We start from the raw sequence: 17,384 nt of genomic DNA on the forward strand, positions 1-17,384 counted from the left end.
GGGAAATCCGGTTTTCATGGAAAAATTGAATGTAGAGAAGGAGAACGAGTTTGATTCCAAGATATTCAAGAGATCGAATGACTGCCATCTGGACTCCGGAAAACAGGTACCGGACATGGCTGGATATTGAAATCCTTGCCTGCGAGGCAATGTCTCAACTGGGCTTGATCCCTCCGGCTTCACTTGAACAAATCAAGAATAGAGCCGGGTTTGATGTTGAAAGGATCGATGAGATTGAAAGGACGACCAAACATGATGTCATCGCCTTTTTAACGTCCGTTACTGAAAAGGTCGGGGAGGACGGACGGTACATCCACATGGGAATGACCTCGTCCGATGTTCTGGATACTTCCTTTGCGGTATTGCTCAAGCAGGCCGCGGACATCCTCATCGAAGACCTGGATCGGCTCCTGATTGTCCTGAAGGAGAAGGCTTTTCAGTTCAAGGACACCGTCATGATGGGCCGTTCCCACGGCATCCATGCGGAACCTGTCACCTTCGGCCTGAAAATGGCTCTCTGGTATCAGGAGATGATCCGCGGTCATGAGCGTCTCGTCAGAGCCAGAGACGCCGTCAGTGTCGGGAAGATATCCGGCGCAGTAGGAACGTTCTCTTTTATTGATCCGGCGGTAGAGGCTTATGTCTGCCGCCATCTCGGATTGACGCCCGCCCCCATCTCATCTCAGATCGTCCAGCGGGACCGCCATGCGGAATTCTTTTCCGTGCTGGCGATACTGGCTTCTTCGATCGACAAATTCTCCCAGGAGATCCGCCTGCTCCAGAGAACCGAGGTGAGGGAGGCAGAAGAGTATTTTTCTCCGGGGCAGAAAGGATCGTCAGCGATGCCTCATAAACGGAACCCGGTTCTTTCCGAAAATCTTTCCGGGCTGGCCCGCCTGATGCGGTCCTACGCCCTGGCGGCTCTTGAGGATGTCCCGCTGTGGCATGAGCGGGATATCAGCCATTCCTCCGTGGAAAGAGTGATCGGACCCGATGCCACGATCCTTATGGATTTCATGCTGGGCCGCTTTACCGGCCTGATGGAAAAACTTGTCGTCTACCCGGAACGGATGCTTTCCAACCTGAACATGACCCACGGCGTCATCTTCTCTCAAATGGTCCTGCTGCGTCTGATTGACAAGGGAATGACCCGCGAACAGGGTTATGCCGTCGTCCAGAAGAATGCCATGACGGCCTGGCAGGAGGGGACTTCCTTTCAGGGATTGCTGATGCAGGACAACGAGGTGAGGGGCTGCCTTACTGAAGAGGAACTGTGCGATGTCTTCCGGATTGAAAATTTCCTGAAAAATGTGGATGTCATCTTCAAGAGGGTTTTTGGAGAACAATAGGATGTCCCAGTGCCGGATTGTCTTTCTGGTCCTGCTGGTTGCCGCTGTTGTGGGTTGCGGTTCCATAAAAGGATACGTCGACATCGCCAGAGAACAGGGCCTTTCGAAGGAGTATGCCAGGGTGTTGAATTTGTGGACACGGAGCGAGACAGTCTACTCCCAGTTCGAAACGCGGATTCATGTAACGGCGACGTATCGAAGTCAGGAATTCGCCAGGGCTTACATAAAGGAATATGAACGCATTTATCTTTCCTCCGGCGAAGGGCAGAGATATCCCTCGCTGACTGAACCGGATCCGGGAAATCGGGAGTTTATTCTTTATGCCTGCACGCCTGAAAAGGATTCCAATGACTTTGACAAGCGGGATTCCATCTGGAAAGTATATCTTCTGGATGAGCGGGGAAACAGAATTGAACCGGTCGATGTGAGGAGAATCCGGAAGAACACGCCGGTTATCGAGTCCTTCTTCCCTTACGTAAATCCTTACTACGGCGTGGCTTACACAATCAGATTTCCTGTCTCGCAGCACGTCGGCGAGGCTGGAGGCGCTTCGCCGGAGAAACCTTTGAAGCTGATGATCACAGGCGTACTGGGAAAAGTGGAACTGGCCTGGAATTAAGCAAAAGGAAGGGGCGTTCCCCTTGCTTCATTCCCCCTGCCGGCAGATCATTCGCTTGGAGATGCAGGTGTCCGTCTGCCAGTTTTTGTCGTCCCTTTCGGGGTAGTCGATGTTGTAATGCAGCCCTCTGCTTTCTTTTCTCATTTTGGCGCACTGAACGATCAGCATGGCCGCCGTCGCGATGTTGCGCAGTTCAATAAGATCCTTAGTGATTAGAAATTTCTGATAGTATTCGTCAATTTCCCGATTGATCAGGTCGATGCGGCGTGCGGCCCTGTCCAGGCGTTTGTTGGAGCGAACAATCCCGACATAATTCCACATGCACCGACGAACCTCATCCCAGTTATGGGAAACAACGACGGATTCGTCGCTTTCAATGGCCCGCCGCTGACCCCAGGACGGAATGGAAACAGGCGCTTCCCTGTACCGGCGCGGTAATTCGGAGGCCCTCATGAAGGCCCGATGGGCGTAAACCACCGCTTCAAGAAGAGAATTGCTGGCCAGCCGGTTGGCTCCGTGAAGTCCCGTGCAGGAAACCTCGCCAAGAGCGAAAAGCCGGTCGATGCTTGTCTCTCCATGATGGTTCACCTCTACGCCTCCGCAGAGATAATGTGCCGCGGGGACGACGGGAATGGCTTCCCGAGTCATGTCAATACCGAATTCCAGGCATTTGTGATAAATGTTCGGGAAGCGGTTGAGGATAAATTCTCTGTCCTTATGGGAAATATCGAGCAGAACAAAGTCATCGCCGGATTTTTTCAATTCGTTGTCAATGGCTTTGGCAACCACGTCCCGGGGTGCCAGGCTTTGCATGGAATGATACTTTTCCATGAAGGTATCACCGCTTTTCAGCTTCAGGATGCCCCCTTCGCCTCTAACCGCTTCGCTGATCAGAAATGACTTGGCATCGGGGTGATAAAGGCAGGTGGGGTGAAACTGGATGAATTCCATGTTTGCAATCCTCGCTCCGGCCCTGTAGGCCATGGCGATGCCGTCCGCAGTCGCAATATCCGGGTTGGTTGTAATCAGGTAAACCTTGCCCGCTCCACCCGTGGCCAGAACAACATACTCAGCGACAAAGGTGTGAACCTGACTGTTATTGATATCGAGCACATACGCACCGAGGCAGCGATCAGGAGAACTCTCTTCCTTTCCCATTTCCATAAGGGAAGACATTGTTATAAGATCGACGGCCAGATGATTCTCATAAACCTGGATATTCGAATTGGAGCTGGCTTTTTCATTCAATGCGCGCTCGATTTCGCTTCCTGTGAGATCCTTGGCATGCAGAACGCGACGCATGGAATGGCCTCCCTCCCGACCCAGATCATAAAGGGTGGAAGAGCCAGGCGCAGCTCGAGTGAAGTCGACTCCCCAGTCTACGAGCTCCTGGACACGCTGTGGCCCTTCCCGAACGACAAATTCGACCACATCCTTCTTGCAGAGACCCGCTCCACAAATTAATGTATCGCGGATATGATATTCAAATCGATCCTGCGAATCGTAAACCGCGGCAATTCCTCCCTGGGCGTAATTGGTATTTGACTCTGATTTTTCTTTTTTTGTAACAATGGCAACCGTTCCCAGCTCAGCCGCCCTGATGGCGAAACTGAGACCAGCGATGCCGCTGCCCAGAACCAGGAAATCCGTTTTAATTTCCATAGGAAAGTTTCTCTTTCGGCAAATAGAGTCAGCGAAAAGTTTATTTACAAACCTGTGTATTTTCTATATAACCCTCTCCAGCTTTTGTAAAAGGAAATATTCGGAAAATGATTGTTTTAGGGATTGAGTCGTCATGTGACGAAACGGCGGCGGCGGTCGTTCGGGACGGCCGTGTTCTGTTGTCCAATGTGATCGCCTCGCAGATTGGCGAACACAGCAAATATGGCGGCGTGGTGCCCGAAATCGCGTCGCGCAAGCATATTGAAGCGGTCATTCCGGTTATTCTGCAGGCGCTTCATGATGCCGGGATGGAGTTATCGGATATCGAAGGGATCGCAGTAACCAGAGGACCGGGGCTTGTCGGTTCTCTGCTGGTTGGACTTTCCGTTGCGAAAGCCCTGGCTTTTTCCCGGAAGCTTCCCCTCGTGGGAATTCATCACCTGGAAGGGCACATAGCGGCCATCTTCCTCAGTGAGAAGGTGCCCGAGTTTCCCTTCATTGCGCTTGTAGTGTCCGGGGGGCATACCAACATATACTTCGTCCGGGGGTTCGGGTTATTTACTCTTCTGGGTCAGACAAGAGATGATGCGGCAGGAGAAGCCTTTGACAAGGCAGCGAAACTGCTGAATATCGGCTATCCCGGAGGAGTGGTGATCGATCGTCTGGCGAAGGAGGGCGACCGGAATCTGCTGAATTTCCCAAGGGCGATGAAGGAAAGCCTTGATTTCAGTTTCAGCGGACTTAAGACGTCTCTTCTTGTTCATGTAAAAAAACATGGGAGCCCTTCTGCCAGGGAAGATCTTGCTCATCTGGTTGCCGCCTATCAGGAAGCCATTGTCGATGTCCTGGTGGAGAAAACCCTGAAAGCCGCCAAAATGAATTCCGTTCCCCAGGTTGTCGTCTGTGGCGGAGTGGCCTCGAACAGTCGTCTCAGGGAACATTTTATGGAGAGAAGCCGGGAAGAAAACATCGATCTGTTTATTCCTCCTCCCGTGCTGTGCACTGACAATGCCGCGATGATCGCCGTGGTGGGCGAAAACCTTCTGAACAAAGGGAAAAGCGAAGAACTCAGTATAAATGCCGTATCGCGATGGCCTCTCGATGTGGCGGGATCGTTCCGGTAGAAAATGATTTTTGAAAACCGGATCAAAAAATTCTATCAGCAGTTCATCAGTCTCAAGGGTGACCCGGAATCGCTGGCGTGGGGCATGGCGATGGGGGTCTTCATCGGAGTCACGCCGACAATTCCTTTTCACACTGTCCTGATTGTTTTTTTTGGCTTTCTACTCAAAAAGAACATGACTTCAGCGTTTCTCGGATCATCGCTGATTTCCAACCCGGTGACCATTCCCCTTCTTTATCTAAGTGAATATCAGATCGGCAGATTGATCCTGGGGCCAAGCGGAGCTGAAATCAGGATTAAGGAATATACCGTTGCATCCATCCTCCAACTCGGATGGGAGGTTGCCGTGCCTCTTCTTCTCGGAGGGTTTCTCCTGGGCCTTGTTTTTACATATCCCGCTTACTTCCTTTCTTATCGACTTTTATCTTTTATGAGAAAAAAAGAAGCCTATGACATTCGTTCGACAGATTCTCCGTAATCATGATATCAAGCCGGTAAAGAGACTCGGCCAATGTTTTCTTGCAGATTTCTCCGTCATGAAGAAGATTGTGGAGCTTGCGGAAATCAAGGAGGATGAAACCATCGTGGAGATCGGTTCGGGATTGGGCCTGATGACCTCCCTGATGGCGGAACGCGCCGCCTGGGTTCATGCCGTGGAAATCGATGGAAAACTGGTTTCCGTTTTGAAAGAGCGGCTTAAGGAATATCACAATGTCACGGTGATTCATGGAGATATTCTGAAGTATGATTTTCTGACCGCATTGGGTGAAAATTCTGTTAAAAAGATCAAGATCATAGGAAATATCCCTTACAGTATTTCCTCTCCGATTCTGTTTCATATTCTTGACCATCGAAAGCAGATCTCGACGGCCGTGCTGATGATGCAGAAGGAAGTGGCCGACCGCTTGTGTGCCGTTCCTGGGACGAAAGCTTACGGGATTCCCACCGTGCTCTTTGGTCTCTACGCTAGAATTTCCCGTGAACTGACCGTTGCGCCGGGTTGTTTCTATCCGAAGCCGGAGGTAACTTCCACGGTCGTTAAAATGCTGATCCCGGAAGAACCACTGTATTGGGTCGAAAATGACGCGTTGTTTTTCCGTCTTGTGAAAGCTGCCTTTGCTCAACGTCGAAAAACGCTTTTAAATAATATGAAAAACGCACACTGGAAAGATTGTGATGCCGGGAGAATAGAAAATTTATTAAGGGATATGGGAGCCGGTGAGAAAATCAGGGCGGAAGAGCTGTCAATTCAACAATTTGCGGCACTGTGCAATTCCCTTTCATATTCGTGAAAAAAGAAAGAATATTCTTGACAGTGAAAGGTCTGTCTGGTAGAGAAATTTTCACCGCTTGGATCCGCTGAAGGACTGAGACGGAAGGCACAGGAAGAACGAAATTTCAAGGGATTATAGCCTCCCCGTCCAGAATGGGGAGGCTTTTTTTGTGGGGACTATACGACCGATGAAGATCATTCACGCGGTTCACGAGATGCAGGACTATTCCGAAGCTCTGAGGAAGGCAGGCAGGAGGATCGCCTTTGTTCCGACGATGGGCTATTTTCACGAAGGTCATCTCGACCTGATGCGTGAAGGCAGAAAAAGATCAGACTGTCTGGTCGTCAGCATTTACGTAAACCCGACCCAGTTCGGCGCCAGTGAAGATCTGGAAAAGTATCCACGAAACTTCGACCGGGACAGCCAATTGGCGGAAGAAGTCGGCGTGGATGTCATTTTCTTTCCCTCCAATGCCGAAATGTACCCGGTAAACTACCAGACTTATGTCACTGTGGAAGAAGTGACAAAAAATCTCTGCGGTCTGTCCAGACCGGGACATTTTCGGGGCGTTGCCACTGTATGCGCCAAACTGTTCAACATGGTTAAACCTCATGCGGCGATCTTCGGTAAAAAAGATTTTCAGCAACTGGTGACGATAAAACGGATGGTTGCTGATTTGAATATGGATCTTGAAATCGTCGGCATGCCGACAACAAGAGAAAAAGACGGGCTTGCCATGAGTTCCCGTAATGTTTATCTCAGCCCGGAGGAAAGGGAATCGGCCCTCTGTCTGAGCCGATCACTGCTGATGGCACGGGAGCGATATGATCAGGGGGAACGGGATGCCGGGCGGATACTGCAATCGATCAAAGCCTATATCGAAAGCGTTCCCTCCACGCGAATCGATTATCTGAAAATCTGCAGTACGACGACCATGCAGGATGTTCAGAGCCTGGATCAGGAGTCCGTTCTGGCGCTTGCCGTATTTGTCGGTTCCACGAGACTTATAGACAATCACGTGTTCGGTGAAGAGCTGAACATCAGATAAAAAAGAAATCACGACATCGGACAGGAACGCGCTTCTGTGCCGAGGGGAAGGTGAATCCATGCAAAGGTTGATGCTTAAATCCAAAATTCACAGAGCGACCGTAACGGACGCAGATCTTCATTATGAGGGCAGTATTTCCATTGATGAAGCGTTGATGGAGGCTGCGGATCTTCTGCCCTATGAAAAGGTTGCTATCTATGATGTCAACAATGGCGAGCGATTTACAACTTACGTAATCACGGGCAAGCGGGGCTCTGGGGTTATCTGCCTTAACGGTGCTGCGGCGAGAAAGGTCGCCAAGGGGGATCTGGTTATCATCGCCAGTTACGTCATCGTGGACGGTGAGGAGGCAAAAGGCTGGAAGCCGACCTGTGTGTTTGTTGATCCGGAAAATCAAATCAAACACTGACGTTAACAGGCTTTGAACTTGAACGAATGGAATTGAACCCTCTTGTTCGATAATGTAGATTTTTTTGCTGTTGGCCTGTGAAGTCTTGATTTCTAAGGGCGACAAAGTACGGAACATCGATTCGAATGATTGAAAGGGGCAATGTGCGGCAGTGCGATGCCCCTTTTTACGTCGTTATAACTTGTTAAAAACAAACAGGATTCTGTTTTTTACCTGCAATCACTAATCAACACTCAGCGAAACCTGTTGCCGGAATGTCGAAGCATTCAGAAAGAAACATCCTATTGGGGAAAAAACTGAGAGGCATCTTTTTAACCGGACTGGCGGTGACCGTCCCATTGGGATTGACGATTTATATCCTTTCCCTGATCGTCAAGGCAATGGACAGCCTCCTGACCTTCATACCCCGGTCCTATCAGCCGGAAGCGCTTCTGGGAATGCGTATACCGGGACTGGGGATCATGATCACGCTGATTATTGTCTTTGTCTGCGGGCTCGTCACTCAAAGTTATATCGGTGGCAAGATGGTGAATATGGGAGAATCACTGCTGCATAAGATTCCAGTCGTGCGCAGTATTTACAACGCCTTCAAACAGATTTTCGACACACTCTTTATCAGTAAGAATCAAAATTTCAAGAAAGTGGTTCTTGTGGAATTTCCTCGTAAAGGGCTTTACAGCGTCGGATTTATGACTGGAACAACGGACAGCGAACATTCAAAAAAATTATGTGAAAAAAACTGCCGCGTCTTTGTCCCTACGACGCCTAATCCGACAACGGGATTTCTGATTATGGTCAATGATGATGAGCTGATCGAATTGGATATAACGGTGGAAGCCGCCTTTACGCTGATCATTTCCGGAGGAATCGTCGCGCCGCCGAATCAGTAATGGAATAAGTGGAGCGTTAAAGTTGTGCAGGAAATGAGCAACTTGGGAGTGATGGGTGCTTCCCACGTTTTCATGGTGTTGCTTTGTAGATAACTTACATGAAATTATTAAAGAAAGAGACAGGATAAAGGAGAAAGGTAAATGCAGATTACGTCAGAAAGTGTCAAAGTGGGTCATCCGGATATCGTTGCGGATTCCATCGCTGCCAACATCATCGCTGCCATTCTGGATGAAGAAAAGAAGATCGGATTGACCGTGGACAACATGCCGCATTGCGGTATCGAGGTCTTTCTGGGCAAGGGACTCTGTATTGTCGGAGGCGAAGTCGCCACCAGGATTTATGTGGACATCGAACGATGCGTCCGGGATACGGTGTTGAAACTCGGTTATTGTGATTATGAACTCGGTCTGAATGGAAATTCCATGGGAATACTCAATACGATTATTCCTCAATCACCCGACATCAACATCGGAACCCGGGCTGATCTGGGAAAGTACAAGGAGATCGGCGCGGGAGATCAAGGCATTATTTACGGATTCGCCTGTGATGAAACTCCGGAACTGCTGCCTCTGCCTTATGTATTGGCCACTAAGATGATGCGTGTTTTTGAAGAAGCCAAAAATCCGGTCTTCGCTCCTGATGGAAAAGGGCAGATCACGGTAGAGTATAATGACGAAGGGAAACCGGTTCGGGTCGCAACGGTGCTGATGTCCAATGCCATTGATTATCGCCATGTGCCGGAGGGATTCCGGAACAGCATAGAACCTCTGGCCAAGCAGATGGCCATGAATTGTTTCCGTGAATGGGTGGATGAGCAGACCGATTTTCTCTTTAATCCGACAGGCGAATGGCAGTCCGTTAATTCCTGCAGCGCGGCGGATTCCGGTGTAACAGGAAGAAAACTCGTTGTTCAGCTTTATGGCGGTTATCCCGGAGCCCAACTGGGCGGAGGGTCTATTGTCAACAAGACGCCGGAAAAGGTCGATTGTTCCGCGGCACTTGGAGCCCGTTACGTAGCAAAGAATATCGTTGCCGCGGGATTAGCCGGCAAGTGTTCCATTCAACTGTCCTATGCCATCGGTATCGCACGTCCGATCTCAATTTATGTGCATACCTTCGGGACAGGGGTCATATCCGATAACAAGATAGGAACGATCGTCAGAGAATACTTTGATCTGTCACCGCGGGGCATGATTGAGCGATTCAATCTCCTGGATGGGGAGAAGTACAGGAAACTGCCGAAGACGCTTTTCCTTGATGACTACCCCTGGGAAAAAACGGACATGGTGGATTCACTCAAAAAGGCCGCTGACATATAAGCGCGGCCAGGCCAATGCGAAGGAGAAATACATGGAATTTCTGGAGATTGACGGTTTACTGCCCTATCGGGTAGCCGACCTTTCCCTGGCGGAATGGGGATGGAAGGAGATGGCCCTGGCGGAGAATGAAATGCCGGGACTGATGGCTGTGCGCGAGAAGTATGGGGATCAGAAGCCTCTGGCGGGCTTCAAGGTCATGGGCAGCCTCCATATGACCATTCAGACGGCGATGTTGATCGAGACTCTTAAAATTCTGGGTGCGGATATCCGCTGGGCCTCTTGCAATATCTTTTCGACGCAGGATCATGCCGCTGCGGCGATCGCGAAATCAGGAACGGCGGCAGTTTTTGCCTGGAAGGGTGAAACGCTGGAAGAGTACTGGTGGTGCACCGAACAGGCCTTGACCTGGCCGGACGGCAGCGGTCCCGATCTTATCGTCGATGACGGAGGGGATGCCACCCTGTTTATTCATCAGGGCGCACGTATTGAAAAGGAGTCCGATCTTCTGGATAAAAGGCAGGACAACAAAGAGATGCAGATTATCATGGATCGACTGAAAAAATCCTTTGCCAGAGACTCAAATCGATGGACTCGGGTGGCCGCAGCGGTTCGCGGGGTATCTGAAGAAACGACAACGGGAGTGCATCGCCTTTACCAGATGGCCAAAGCCGGGGAACTTCTCTTTCCAGCCATTAATGTGAATGATTCCGTGACGAAGTCGAAATTTGACAATCTTTACGGTTGCCGGGAATCCCTGGCCGACGGGATCAAGCGGGCGACGGATATCATGGTTGCTGGCAAGGTTGTTGTCGTCTGCGGATACGGCGATGTCGGGAAGGGTTGTGTCCAGTCGATGCGGGGATTCGGCGCCCGCGTCATTGTAACCGAAGTTGACCCGATCTGCGCGTTGCAGGCCGCCATGGAGGGATATGAGGTAAAAACCCTGGAAGACGTGGTTGAAGAAGGGGATATATTCGTCACAGCCACCGGCTGTTGTGACGTTATCACCGGCGAGCACATGGAGCGCATGAAAAATGAAGCCATTGTCTGCAATATCGGTCATTTCGACAGTGAAATCGCCATGCACTACCTCGAGGGAAATCCGGCCTGCAAAAAGGAATCCATCAAACCTCAGGTCGATAAATGGACCCTGGCATCGGGACGCTCCATTATCATGCTGGCTGAGGGCCGCCTTGTCAATCTGGGCTGTGCGACGGGTCATCCCAGTTTTGTCATGAGCAACAGCTTTACCAATCAGTGTCTGGCGCAGATTGAGCTGGCCGGCAAGAATTACAAGCCGGGTGTTTACACCCTGCCGAAGAAGCTTGATGAAGAAGTGGCCAGGCTTCATCTCGGGCGTCTTGGTGTGAAATTGACACGGCTTACTCCAAAACAGGCCGAATATCTCGGCATATCCGTCGAGGGTCCTTATAAGGCTGAACATTATCGTTACTGATTTATTGATGATCGGAAAAGCCTATGCTCCCGCGCCCGTTGCATTCAAAAGCAGGCCATCATCAGTGCGGGCGGGGAGAAGGCGCATGGGAGGGTGCGGTCAGGTTCTGACATGTTTGAAAAGAACCAGGGCAGACAGGCCGAAGAGCAGATTGGCCAGCCATGCTGCAAGAAGAGGGGGGAGGGTTCCTGAGCGTCCAAGCGACATGGAAAAGGCGAACAGGATCCAGTAAGAAAATCCGATGATCAATCCGGCGAAGATGCTTCCGGCCAGTCCCCCGCTTCTTTCCGTCTTCAGGGAAAAGGATATCCCGATGACAGCCAGGAGGACGCAGACGAAGGGAAAGGCGATCTTGCCGTGCAGATCGGCCAGATACCGTGTGGCGTCGTAGCCCTCCGTGCGGATTTTCTGGACATATTTTCTCAACTCAAAGTATCCCATCTGCTCCGAATCCTTCTGGATCACCCTGAAATCAGAAGGGGTTTCCGGAAAATCAAGTATCTTTTCACCATAACGTTCCATAACAGGAAACCCCGCTGAATCAAACCGAACGATCAGAAGGTTGTAAAAAACCCATTGATTTCTGTCCCATACGGCCCGTTCCGCATCAACGCGCATGATCAGATTCATTTTACGGTCCATATAATTCAGGGTAATCCCCCGGAGGGTATTATGCTCCGGGTCAAAAAGCTTGAAATTGTATATTCCTCTGGTGCCGCGATACCAGATCTGTTCCTGCTTGAATATTCCCTGAATCTCCTTTTTTTCGATTTCGACCTTCCTTATATATTCTGCCTTTTCATTTGCATAGGGTGTGATCAGTTCACTGAAGACAAACGTGAATAAGGCAATCAGGAAAGAAATCAACAGGATAGGAATGGAAGAACGATAGAGGCTGACCCCACTGGCCCGCATGGCCACGATTTCACTGTTTTTTGAAAGAGAGCCGAAGGTCAGCAGGGAGGACAGAAGGACGGCAGCGGGAATGGTCAGTGAAAGCATCATCGGTATGCGGAAGAAGAAAAAGGCGAGAATCTGGTAAAACGTCGCACTGTAGTTGATCAGCATTTTCAGTTTTTCGAAGAAATCGACAATCAGAAATAGAGAAAGAAAGGAGAGAATGACCAGAAGGAAAAACCTCAGAAATTCCCTGGAAATATAGCGATCAAGGATTGTCATGAACGCTCCTTTTTCATTTTTTCCCGGCCATTCCTTCTTTTGAAAAGTTTGAAAAACCAGGGCATCTGGAAGGATCTTTCTGTTGCGGCCATGAAGTACAATACTGTGCCGGCGATTGTGAAAAGAATATTAGGGATCCATGAACCCAGAAAAGGAGACAATCTGCCGACGGTGACCATTCCCTCGCACCCCAGTTGCAGCAGATAGTAAAGCAGGACCGTCATCAGCCCGATGGTAAATCCCCTGGATTTTACGGAACGGTGATGGGGTTTTACACCCAGAGGAATAGCAAGAATGCTGAAGACAAGACAGGAAAGAGGTATGGAAAATTTTTCGTACAGTTCCATGGCCGTTTTCCGGTAGATTTTATCGTCCAGTCTGCCGCTTTTCAGATTTTGAATCAGTTCACGCGGGGTCATTTCTTTTAATGCCTTTGTACGCATTTTCTCCGCGTCGCTGGAAGAAGATTGAAGGTCGAGATTGATATCATAGGTTTTGAAATCCATCTTGCGGAAAATTTTCATATTTTCAGCAACGAAGTAAGTACTTCCATCCTCGAGACGCAGAGTGACCGTCATGGATTTCGGATCAGCGACAAGAAAAGCCTTTTTCGCGATAATCGTTCCCGGCTCGTCGGCGGTTCTCTGGTCGGACACAAGAACGCCTTCCATGAAACGGCCATCTGAAGGAACCTTTTCAGCATACAGAACAACGCCGTTAAAGTCCGCATTGAAGACCTTTTCTTTAATGCCGATGCTTGCTTTGTTTCTGGCAACGTTGAAAATGAGTGCTTTTGTTGCCGTGTTGCTGTAGGGAACAAGAAAAAGCGTGGTTGCTGCGGTGAGCATAAAAGACACAAGAGCGATCATCAGGATGGGGGGGGTAAGCCTGTAAAGGCTTATTCCCGACGCTTTCAGAACGGTCAGTTCATTATCGCTTGACAACCTGCCCAGGGCAATCAGAACGGAAACAAGCAGCGATATGGGAAGAGTAAAAACGAGGAATGAGGGAAGAAGAAAGAGGATAAGCCGGGCGATATGACTCAAGCCGACGCCCTTGTTGATCATCAGATCCATGAGTTGCAGAATCTTGCCCATGAGGAGGACGAAGGTCAGCACGAAAAGGACGATGCCGAAGGGTTGAAGAATTTCTTTAACCAGGTAACGATTGATAATTTTCAAATTAACCTGCTTTGCGGATTAAAAAGTTTCTTTTGACCTGCTGAGAGAATCAGGTTTCTGTCAATTAAAAAAAGACCAGGGAATTGTCAATTTAAAAAACTCTGAATCCTTGTTGACCGGGGAAACCGATGATGTTAAAAAGTGAACCTTCTTTTCCTGAAGGACAGGGCTTGATGAAAAAATATATTAAATTTTCTGGAGAGGCATTATCTTGATCGATCTTCACACACATACCATCCACAGCGATGGCGAGTTCCTGCCGTCCGAGCTTGTGAGGAGGGCGAGGGTCGTGGGATATCGTGCCATGGCCTTGACGGATCACGGCGACCATTCAAATCTGGAACTGATTCTTCCAGGAATTGTCAGGGTTTGCAAAAAGCTTTCGAAAGCTTATGATATGCCCGTGATTCCCGGGATCGAACTGACCCACGTTCCACCCGAATACATCATGGAACTTGTACAGGAAGCAAGGGGGATGGGGGCGGGAATCGTCGTTGTTCATGGAGAAACCATTGCCGAGCCGGTTTTGCCGGGAACAAACCTGGCGGCGCTCCAGGCATCCGTGGATATTCTGGCTCATCCGGGATTAATAGGCGAAGAAGAGGCTCTCATGGCTTCCCGCAATGCCGTCTGTCTGGAGATCACGACCAGAAAGGGGCACTCTCTGACGAACGGTCATGTAGCAAAAATGGCCAGGCATTATCATTTTCCTCTGGTGCTGGATACGGACAGTCATGATTCCCATGATTTGACTTCACTGGAGAAGGCGGAAAAATCGCCCGGGGGGCGGGCATGACTGAAGAAGAAATCCTGATCATGTTCAGAAATTCGGAAAATCTCGTAAAGCGGTTTATGGGTTGAGGAGAAATTTTTGATTTGTCCTCATACCTTATTCATGAATGCTTTTTTCGTGCAAATGACTTCCCCCCCCTGTTTGAGCATTCTTTCATTTTTATTTGCTTCTTGATCAATATGTAGTAGTATATCCCATAGCCGAGCCCAATATATTGTGATTTGCGATGTGCAATATGCAAAGGTTCTCGGCACAGATTGTATAGAGGTGCTCTAATGTATACGGAAATTAAAAAAAGAGATGGAAGACTGGTCAAGTTCGATGCCGAAAAAATAACCCGTGCCATTGCCAAAGCAGGTGACGCCACAGGGGAATTCGATTACAAGGTAGCTCGGAAATTGACAATCAAGGTCATGAGTCTTGCCGAAAAAATCTTTGACAGCCGCATCATATCAGTTGAAGAAATTCAGGATATTGTAGAAGAAGTTCTTCTTTCAACATACAGCCGCACAGCGAAAGCCTACATCATTTATCGTGATCAACATGCCCGGTTGAGAGAAATCACGAACCGGATGGAAGTGGATCTGGTTGACCAGTATCTCAAGAAGAAGGACTGGAAGATCAATGAGAACAGTAATATGGATTATTCCCTTCAGGGGCTGAACAATTATATTTCGTCTGAGGTCAGTAAAATATACTGGCTTAACGAGGTTTATTCTCCGGAAGTCCGCAAGGCGCATAATGAAGGTGAGTTTCATATTCATGATTTGAGCCTTCTTTCCGTATACTGTGTAGGCTGGGACCTTCTGGACCTTCTGATGACCGGTTTCAAGGGGGTTTCGGGGAAGGTGGAAAGCAAGCCGGCAAAGCATTTGAGAAGCGCTTTGGGGCAGGTCGTCAATTTTTTCTATACCCTTCAGGGGGAAGCAGCCGGAGCTCAGGCTTTTTCAAATTTTGATACGCTCCTCGCCCCGTTTATCCGTTACGATGGCTTGACCTTCGATGAAGTCAAACAGGCCCTGCAGGAATTTATCTTCAATATCAACGTGCCTACAAGAGTCGGATTTCAGACGCCTTTTACCAATGTCACCTTGGATGTTACCGTTCCCCGGTATTACGCCGGTCAGAATGTGATCATCGGAGGAGAACCCCAGGAGGAAACATATTCTGAATTTCAGGAAGAAATGAATGTGTTCAACAAGGCGTTTCTGCAGGTCATGGCTGAAGGGGATGCCAAAGGAAGGGTGTTCACTTTTCCGATTCCCACGTATAACATTACCAGAGATTTCAACTGGGATGATCCCAATCTGAAAGACCTCTGGGAAATGACCGCCAAATACGGTGTTCCATATTTTTCAAATTTCATCAACTCCGATATGAATCCTGAAGACGCGAGAAGCATGTGCTGCCGTTTGCGGATCGACAATCGCCAGTTGCAGGTCCGCGGCGGCGGCCTTTTTGGGTCCAATCCGCTGACAGGATCCATAGGGGTCATTACCATCAATATGCCCCGCATCGGTTATCTTTCTAAAACAGAGGGTGAATTTCTGGACCGTCTGAACAGGTTGATGATTTTGGCCAGGGAAAGTCTTGAAACCAAAAGAAAAGTTCTGGAAAAATTCACAGACCGCAATCTCTATCCCTATACCAAATACTATCTGAGAAACGTGAAAGAGCGCTTTGGCGAATATTGGAAAAATCACTTTTCCACCATTGGCCTGGTTGGCATGAATGAGGCCTGTCTCAATCTCTTAGGAAAGAATATCGCGTCGGAAGAGGGACAGGCTTTTACTAAGAATGTCCTTGATTTTATGCGGGACAGGCTTGTCGAATTTCAGGAGGAGACGGGAAATAATTACAATCTGGAGTCCACGCCGGCTGAAGGGACTTCTTACAGGCTGGCCCAGATTGACAGGAAAAAATACGCTGACATTCGACTGGCCACCGACGAGCAGGAATTAATCGAAGGAGTGGAATCTTTTTATACCAATTCGACCCAACTCCCGGTTAATTATACGGACGATGTCTTCGAGGCCCTTGAACTTCAGGATGAGATCCAGTCCAAGTATACCGGCGGTACGGTTTTTCACACGTATGCCGGGGAAAGAATTGAAGATCCGGAGGCTGTGAAAAAACTGGTTCGTAAAATCTGTTCAAATTATCATTTGCCGTATCTGACTTTTACTCCTACATTCAGCGTCTGTCCTTCTCATGGATACATTTCCGGTGAGCAGGCGACCTGTCCGGAGTGCAATGAGCCCTGTGAGATCTATTCACGCGTGGTAGGCTATCTTCGCCCGATCGGGCAGTGGAACAAGGGAAAACGACAGGAATTTTCGATGCGGAGGGTTTACAGATTTCAGGCATGAAAATCGGAGGCTTACAGAGGGTGTCGTTCATCGATTATCCCGGGGAGATCTGTGCCGTTGTGTTCTGTCAAGGCTGCAATTTCAGATGCTCCTATTGCCATAATCCGGAACTGGTCAATCCTGTGCTGTATACAGAATGCAATCCCGAAGCTGAAATACTTTCCTTCCTCGAAAAGCGTGTCGGCAGGCTGGACGCCGTGACGGTCACCGGCGGAGAGCCGACGATTCAAAAAGATCTTCCTTCTTTTCTGGCCTGGCTTAAATGCAGGGGGTATCTTGTCAAGCTTGATACCAATGGTTCCATGCCCGTCGTTCTAAAACAATTGATTGGCGAAAAACTGGTGGATTATATTGCCATGGACATCAAGGGGCCTCTGGAAAAATACGGCGAGATCACAAGAGTGCCTTTTTCTCCGGACGACATACAGGAAACCATTCAATTGATCATGAATTCGGGGTTGAAATATGAGTTCCGCACCACGGTTGTGGATTCTCTCCTGACCGAGGAGGACCTGCTTGCTGTGGGAAGGCTGATTTCCGGAGCCCGGCGTTATGTTCTTCAGCCCTTTGTTTCATCAAAAGTCCTTGACATTCGGTACTTGAATGCGAAACCCATTCCTATGGAAATTCTTGAGAAAATCAGGATCAAGCTTGAAAAAAATATGGACTCTGTTATTCTTCGCCATCAGGAATAAAACACTTTAACGATTAT

16 protein-coding genes are annotated in these 17,384 nt (G+C 49.1%); 13 read left to right on the top strand and 3 right to left on the bottom strand.

What is annotated here, in order from left to right:
- The first annotated feature begins 50 nt into the window (after positions 1–50).
- Entirely contained in the window at positions 51–1,349 is a 1,299-nt protein-coding gene (gene purB / locus SYN_RS05815; RefSeq protein WP_011417137.1) for an adenylosuccinate lyase, read from the top strand.
- A 1-nt stretch (position 1,350) separates the two neighbouring features.
- Positions 1,351–1,968, top strand: coding sequence for a hypothetical protein (locus SYN_RS05820; RefSeq protein WP_041584792.1), 618 nt, complete (start codon positions 1,351–1,353; stop codon positions 1,966–1,968).
- Between the two features lie 27 nt (positions 1,969–1,995).
- Here SYN_RS05820 and nadB read toward each other — a convergent pair whose 3' ends face one another.
- A complete protein-coding gene (nadB, locus tag SYN_RS05825) occupies positions 1,996–3,630 on the bottom strand; it encodes an L-aspartate oxidase (protein WP_011417139.1) in 1,635 nt (544 codons plus the stop codon).
- A 107-nt stretch (positions 3,631–3,737) separates the two neighbouring features.
- Here nadB and tsaD point away from each other — a divergent pair, with 107 nt between their 5' ends.
- The 8 genes from tsaD (at position 3,738) to ahcY (ending at position 11,150) form a co-directional block, all read left to right on the top strand.
- A complete protein-coding gene (gene tsaD, locus SYN_RS05830; RefSeq protein WP_011417140.1) occupies positions 3,738–4,754 on the top strand; it encodes a tRNA (adenosine(37)-N6)-threonylcarbamoyltransferase complex transferase subunit TsaD in 1,017 nt (338 codons plus the stop codon).
- Between the two features lie 3 nt (positions 4,755–4,757).
- Complete coding sequence (locus tag SYN_RS05835) at positions 4,758–5,231, top strand: DUF2062 domain-containing protein (protein ID WP_011417141.1); 474 nt, start codon at positions 4,758–4,760, stop codon at positions 5,229–5,231.
- Positions 5,203–6,045 (top strand): 16S rRNA (adenine(1518)-N(6)/adenine(1519)-N(6))-dimethyltransferase RsmA, encoded by an 843-nt coding sequence (rsmA, locus tag SYN_RS05840; protein WP_011417142.1) that lies wholly within the window; start codon positions 5,203–5,205, stop codon positions 6,043–6,045. Before SYN_RS05835 ends, rsmA begins: the two co-directional genes overlap by 29 nt.
- Before the next feature lie 169 nt (positions 6,046–6,214).
- Positions 6,215–7,075: a pantoate--beta-alanine ligase gene (gene panC / locus SYN_RS05845; protein ID WP_041584793.1), complete on the top strand. Its 861-nt coding sequence runs from the start codon at positions 6,215–6,217 to the stop codon at positions 7,073–7,075.
- A gap of 58 nt (positions 7,076–7,133) precedes the next feature.
- The gene (panD, locus tag SYN_RS05850; RefSeq protein WP_011417144.1) at positions 7,134–7,484 is read left to right on the top strand and encodes an aspartate 1-decarboxylase; all 351 of its coding nucleotides are present in this window, start codon (positions 7,134–7,136) and stop codon (positions 7,482–7,484) included.
- 284 nt (positions 7,485–7,768) lie between these two features.
- A complete protein-coding gene (locus SYN_RS05855) occupies positions 7,769–8,374 on the top strand; it encodes a DUF502 domain-containing protein (RefSeq protein WP_202943597.1) in 606 nt (201 codons plus the stop codon).
- Between the two features lie 141 nt (positions 8,375–8,515).
- On the top strand, positions 8,516–9,694 hold the full coding sequence (gene metK / locus SYN_RS05860) for a methionine adenosyltransferase (RefSeq protein WP_011417146.1): 1,179 nt from the start codon (positions 8,516–8,518) through the stop codon (positions 9,692–9,694).
- Positions 9,695–9,725: 31 nt separating this feature from the next.
- On the top strand, positions 9,726–11,150 hold the full coding sequence (ahcY, locus tag SYN_RS05865) for an adenosylhomocysteinase (protein WP_041584794.1): 1,425 nt from the start codon (positions 9,726–9,728) through the stop codon (positions 11,148–11,150).
- Between the two features lie 99 nt (positions 11,151–11,249).
- Here ahcY and lptG read toward each other — a convergent pair whose 3' ends face one another.
- Together lptG and lptF are read right to left on the bottom strand one after the other, a co-directional pair.
- Positions 11,250–12,329, bottom strand: coding sequence for an LPS export ABC transporter permease LptG (lptG, locus tag SYN_RS05870; protein WP_011417148.1), 1,080 nt, complete (start codon positions 12,327–12,329; stop codon positions 11,250–11,252).
- Complete coding sequence (lptF, locus tag SYN_RS05875) at positions 12,326–13,510, bottom strand: LPS export ABC transporter permease LptF (protein ID WP_011417149.1); 1,185 nt, start codon at positions 13,508–13,510, stop codon at positions 12,326–12,328. The genes lptG and lptF overlap by 4 nt, the downstream gene beginning before the upstream one ends.
- A gap of 211 nt (positions 13,511–13,721) precedes the next feature.
- On the opposite strand from lptF, the gene SYN_RS05880 reads away from it, so the two are divergent.
- From SYN_RS05880 to SYN_RS05890, 3 genes are all read left to right on the top strand, one after another.
- On the top strand, positions 13,722–14,306 hold the full coding sequence (locus SYN_RS05880; RefSeq protein WP_011417150.1) for a histidinol phosphate phosphatase domain-containing protein: 585 nt from the start codon (positions 13,722–13,724) through the stop codon (positions 14,304–14,306).
- A 272-nt stretch (positions 14,307–14,578) separates the two neighbouring features.
- Positions 14,579–16,672 (top strand): ribonucleoside triphosphate reductase, encoded by a 2,094-nt coding sequence (locus tag SYN_RS05885; protein WP_041584795.1) that lies wholly within the window; start codon positions 14,579–14,581, stop codon positions 16,670–16,672.
- The gene (locus SYN_RS05890; RefSeq protein WP_041584796.1) at positions 16,669–17,367 is read left to right on the top strand and encodes an anaerobic ribonucleoside-triphosphate reductase activating protein; all 699 of its coding nucleotides are present in this window, start codon (positions 16,669–16,671) and stop codon (positions 17,365–17,367) included. Before SYN_RS05885 ends, SYN_RS05890 begins: the two co-directional genes overlap by 4 nt.
- Positions 17,368–17,384: the final 17 nt, after the last annotated feature.

This window comes from Syntrophus aciditrophicus SB (assembly GCF_000013405.1).
Classification (GTDB): domain Bacteria; phylum Desulfobacterota; class Syntrophia; order Syntrophales; family Syntrophaceae; genus Syntrophus; species Syntrophus aciditrophicus.

Coding starts and splice junctions, on each gene's coding strand:
- SYN_RS05835 (WP_011417141.1), top strand. CDS start 4,758: ATGATTTTTGAAAACCGGATCAAAAAATTCTATCAGCAGTTCATCAGT.
- SYN_RS05820 (WP_041584792.1), top strand. CDS start 1,351: ATGTCCCAGTGCCGGATTGTCTTTCTGGTCCTGCTGGTTGCCGCTGTT.
- SYN_RS05890 (WP_041584796.1), top strand. CDS start 16,669: ATGAAAATCGGAGGCTTACAGAGGGTGTCGTTCATCGATTATCCCGGG.
- panC (WP_041584793.1), top strand. CDS start 6,215: ATGAAGATCATTCACGCGGTTCACGAGATGCAGGACTATTCCGAAGCT.
- nadB (WP_011417139.1), bottom strand. CDS start 3,630: ATGGAAATTAAAACGGATTTCCTGGTTCTGGGCAGCGGCATCGCTGGT.
- metK (WP_011417146.1), top strand. CDS start 8,516: ATGCAGATTACGTCAGAAAGTGTCAAAGTGGGTCATCCGGATATCGTT.
- rsmA (WP_011417142.1), top strand. CDS start 5,203: ATGACATTCGTTCGACAGATTCTCCGTAATCATGATATCAAGCCGGTA.
- ahcY (WP_041584794.1), top strand. CDS start 9,726: ATGGAATTTCTGGAGATTGACGGTTTACTGCCCTATCGGGTAGCCGAC.
- tsaD (WP_011417140.1), top strand. CDS start 3,738: ATGATTGTTTTAGGGATTGAGTCGTCATGTGACGAAACGGCGGCGGCG.
- lptG (WP_011417148.1), bottom strand. CDS start 12,329: ATGACAATCCTTGATCGCTATATTTCCAGGGAATTTCTGAGGTTTTTC.
- SYN_RS05885 (WP_041584795.1), top strand. CDS start 14,579: ATGTATACGGAAATTAAAAAAAGAGATGGAAGACTGGTCAAGTTCGAT.
- panD (WP_011417144.1), top strand. CDS start 7,134: ATGCAAAGGTTGATGCTTAAATCCAAAATTCACAGAGCGACCGTAACG.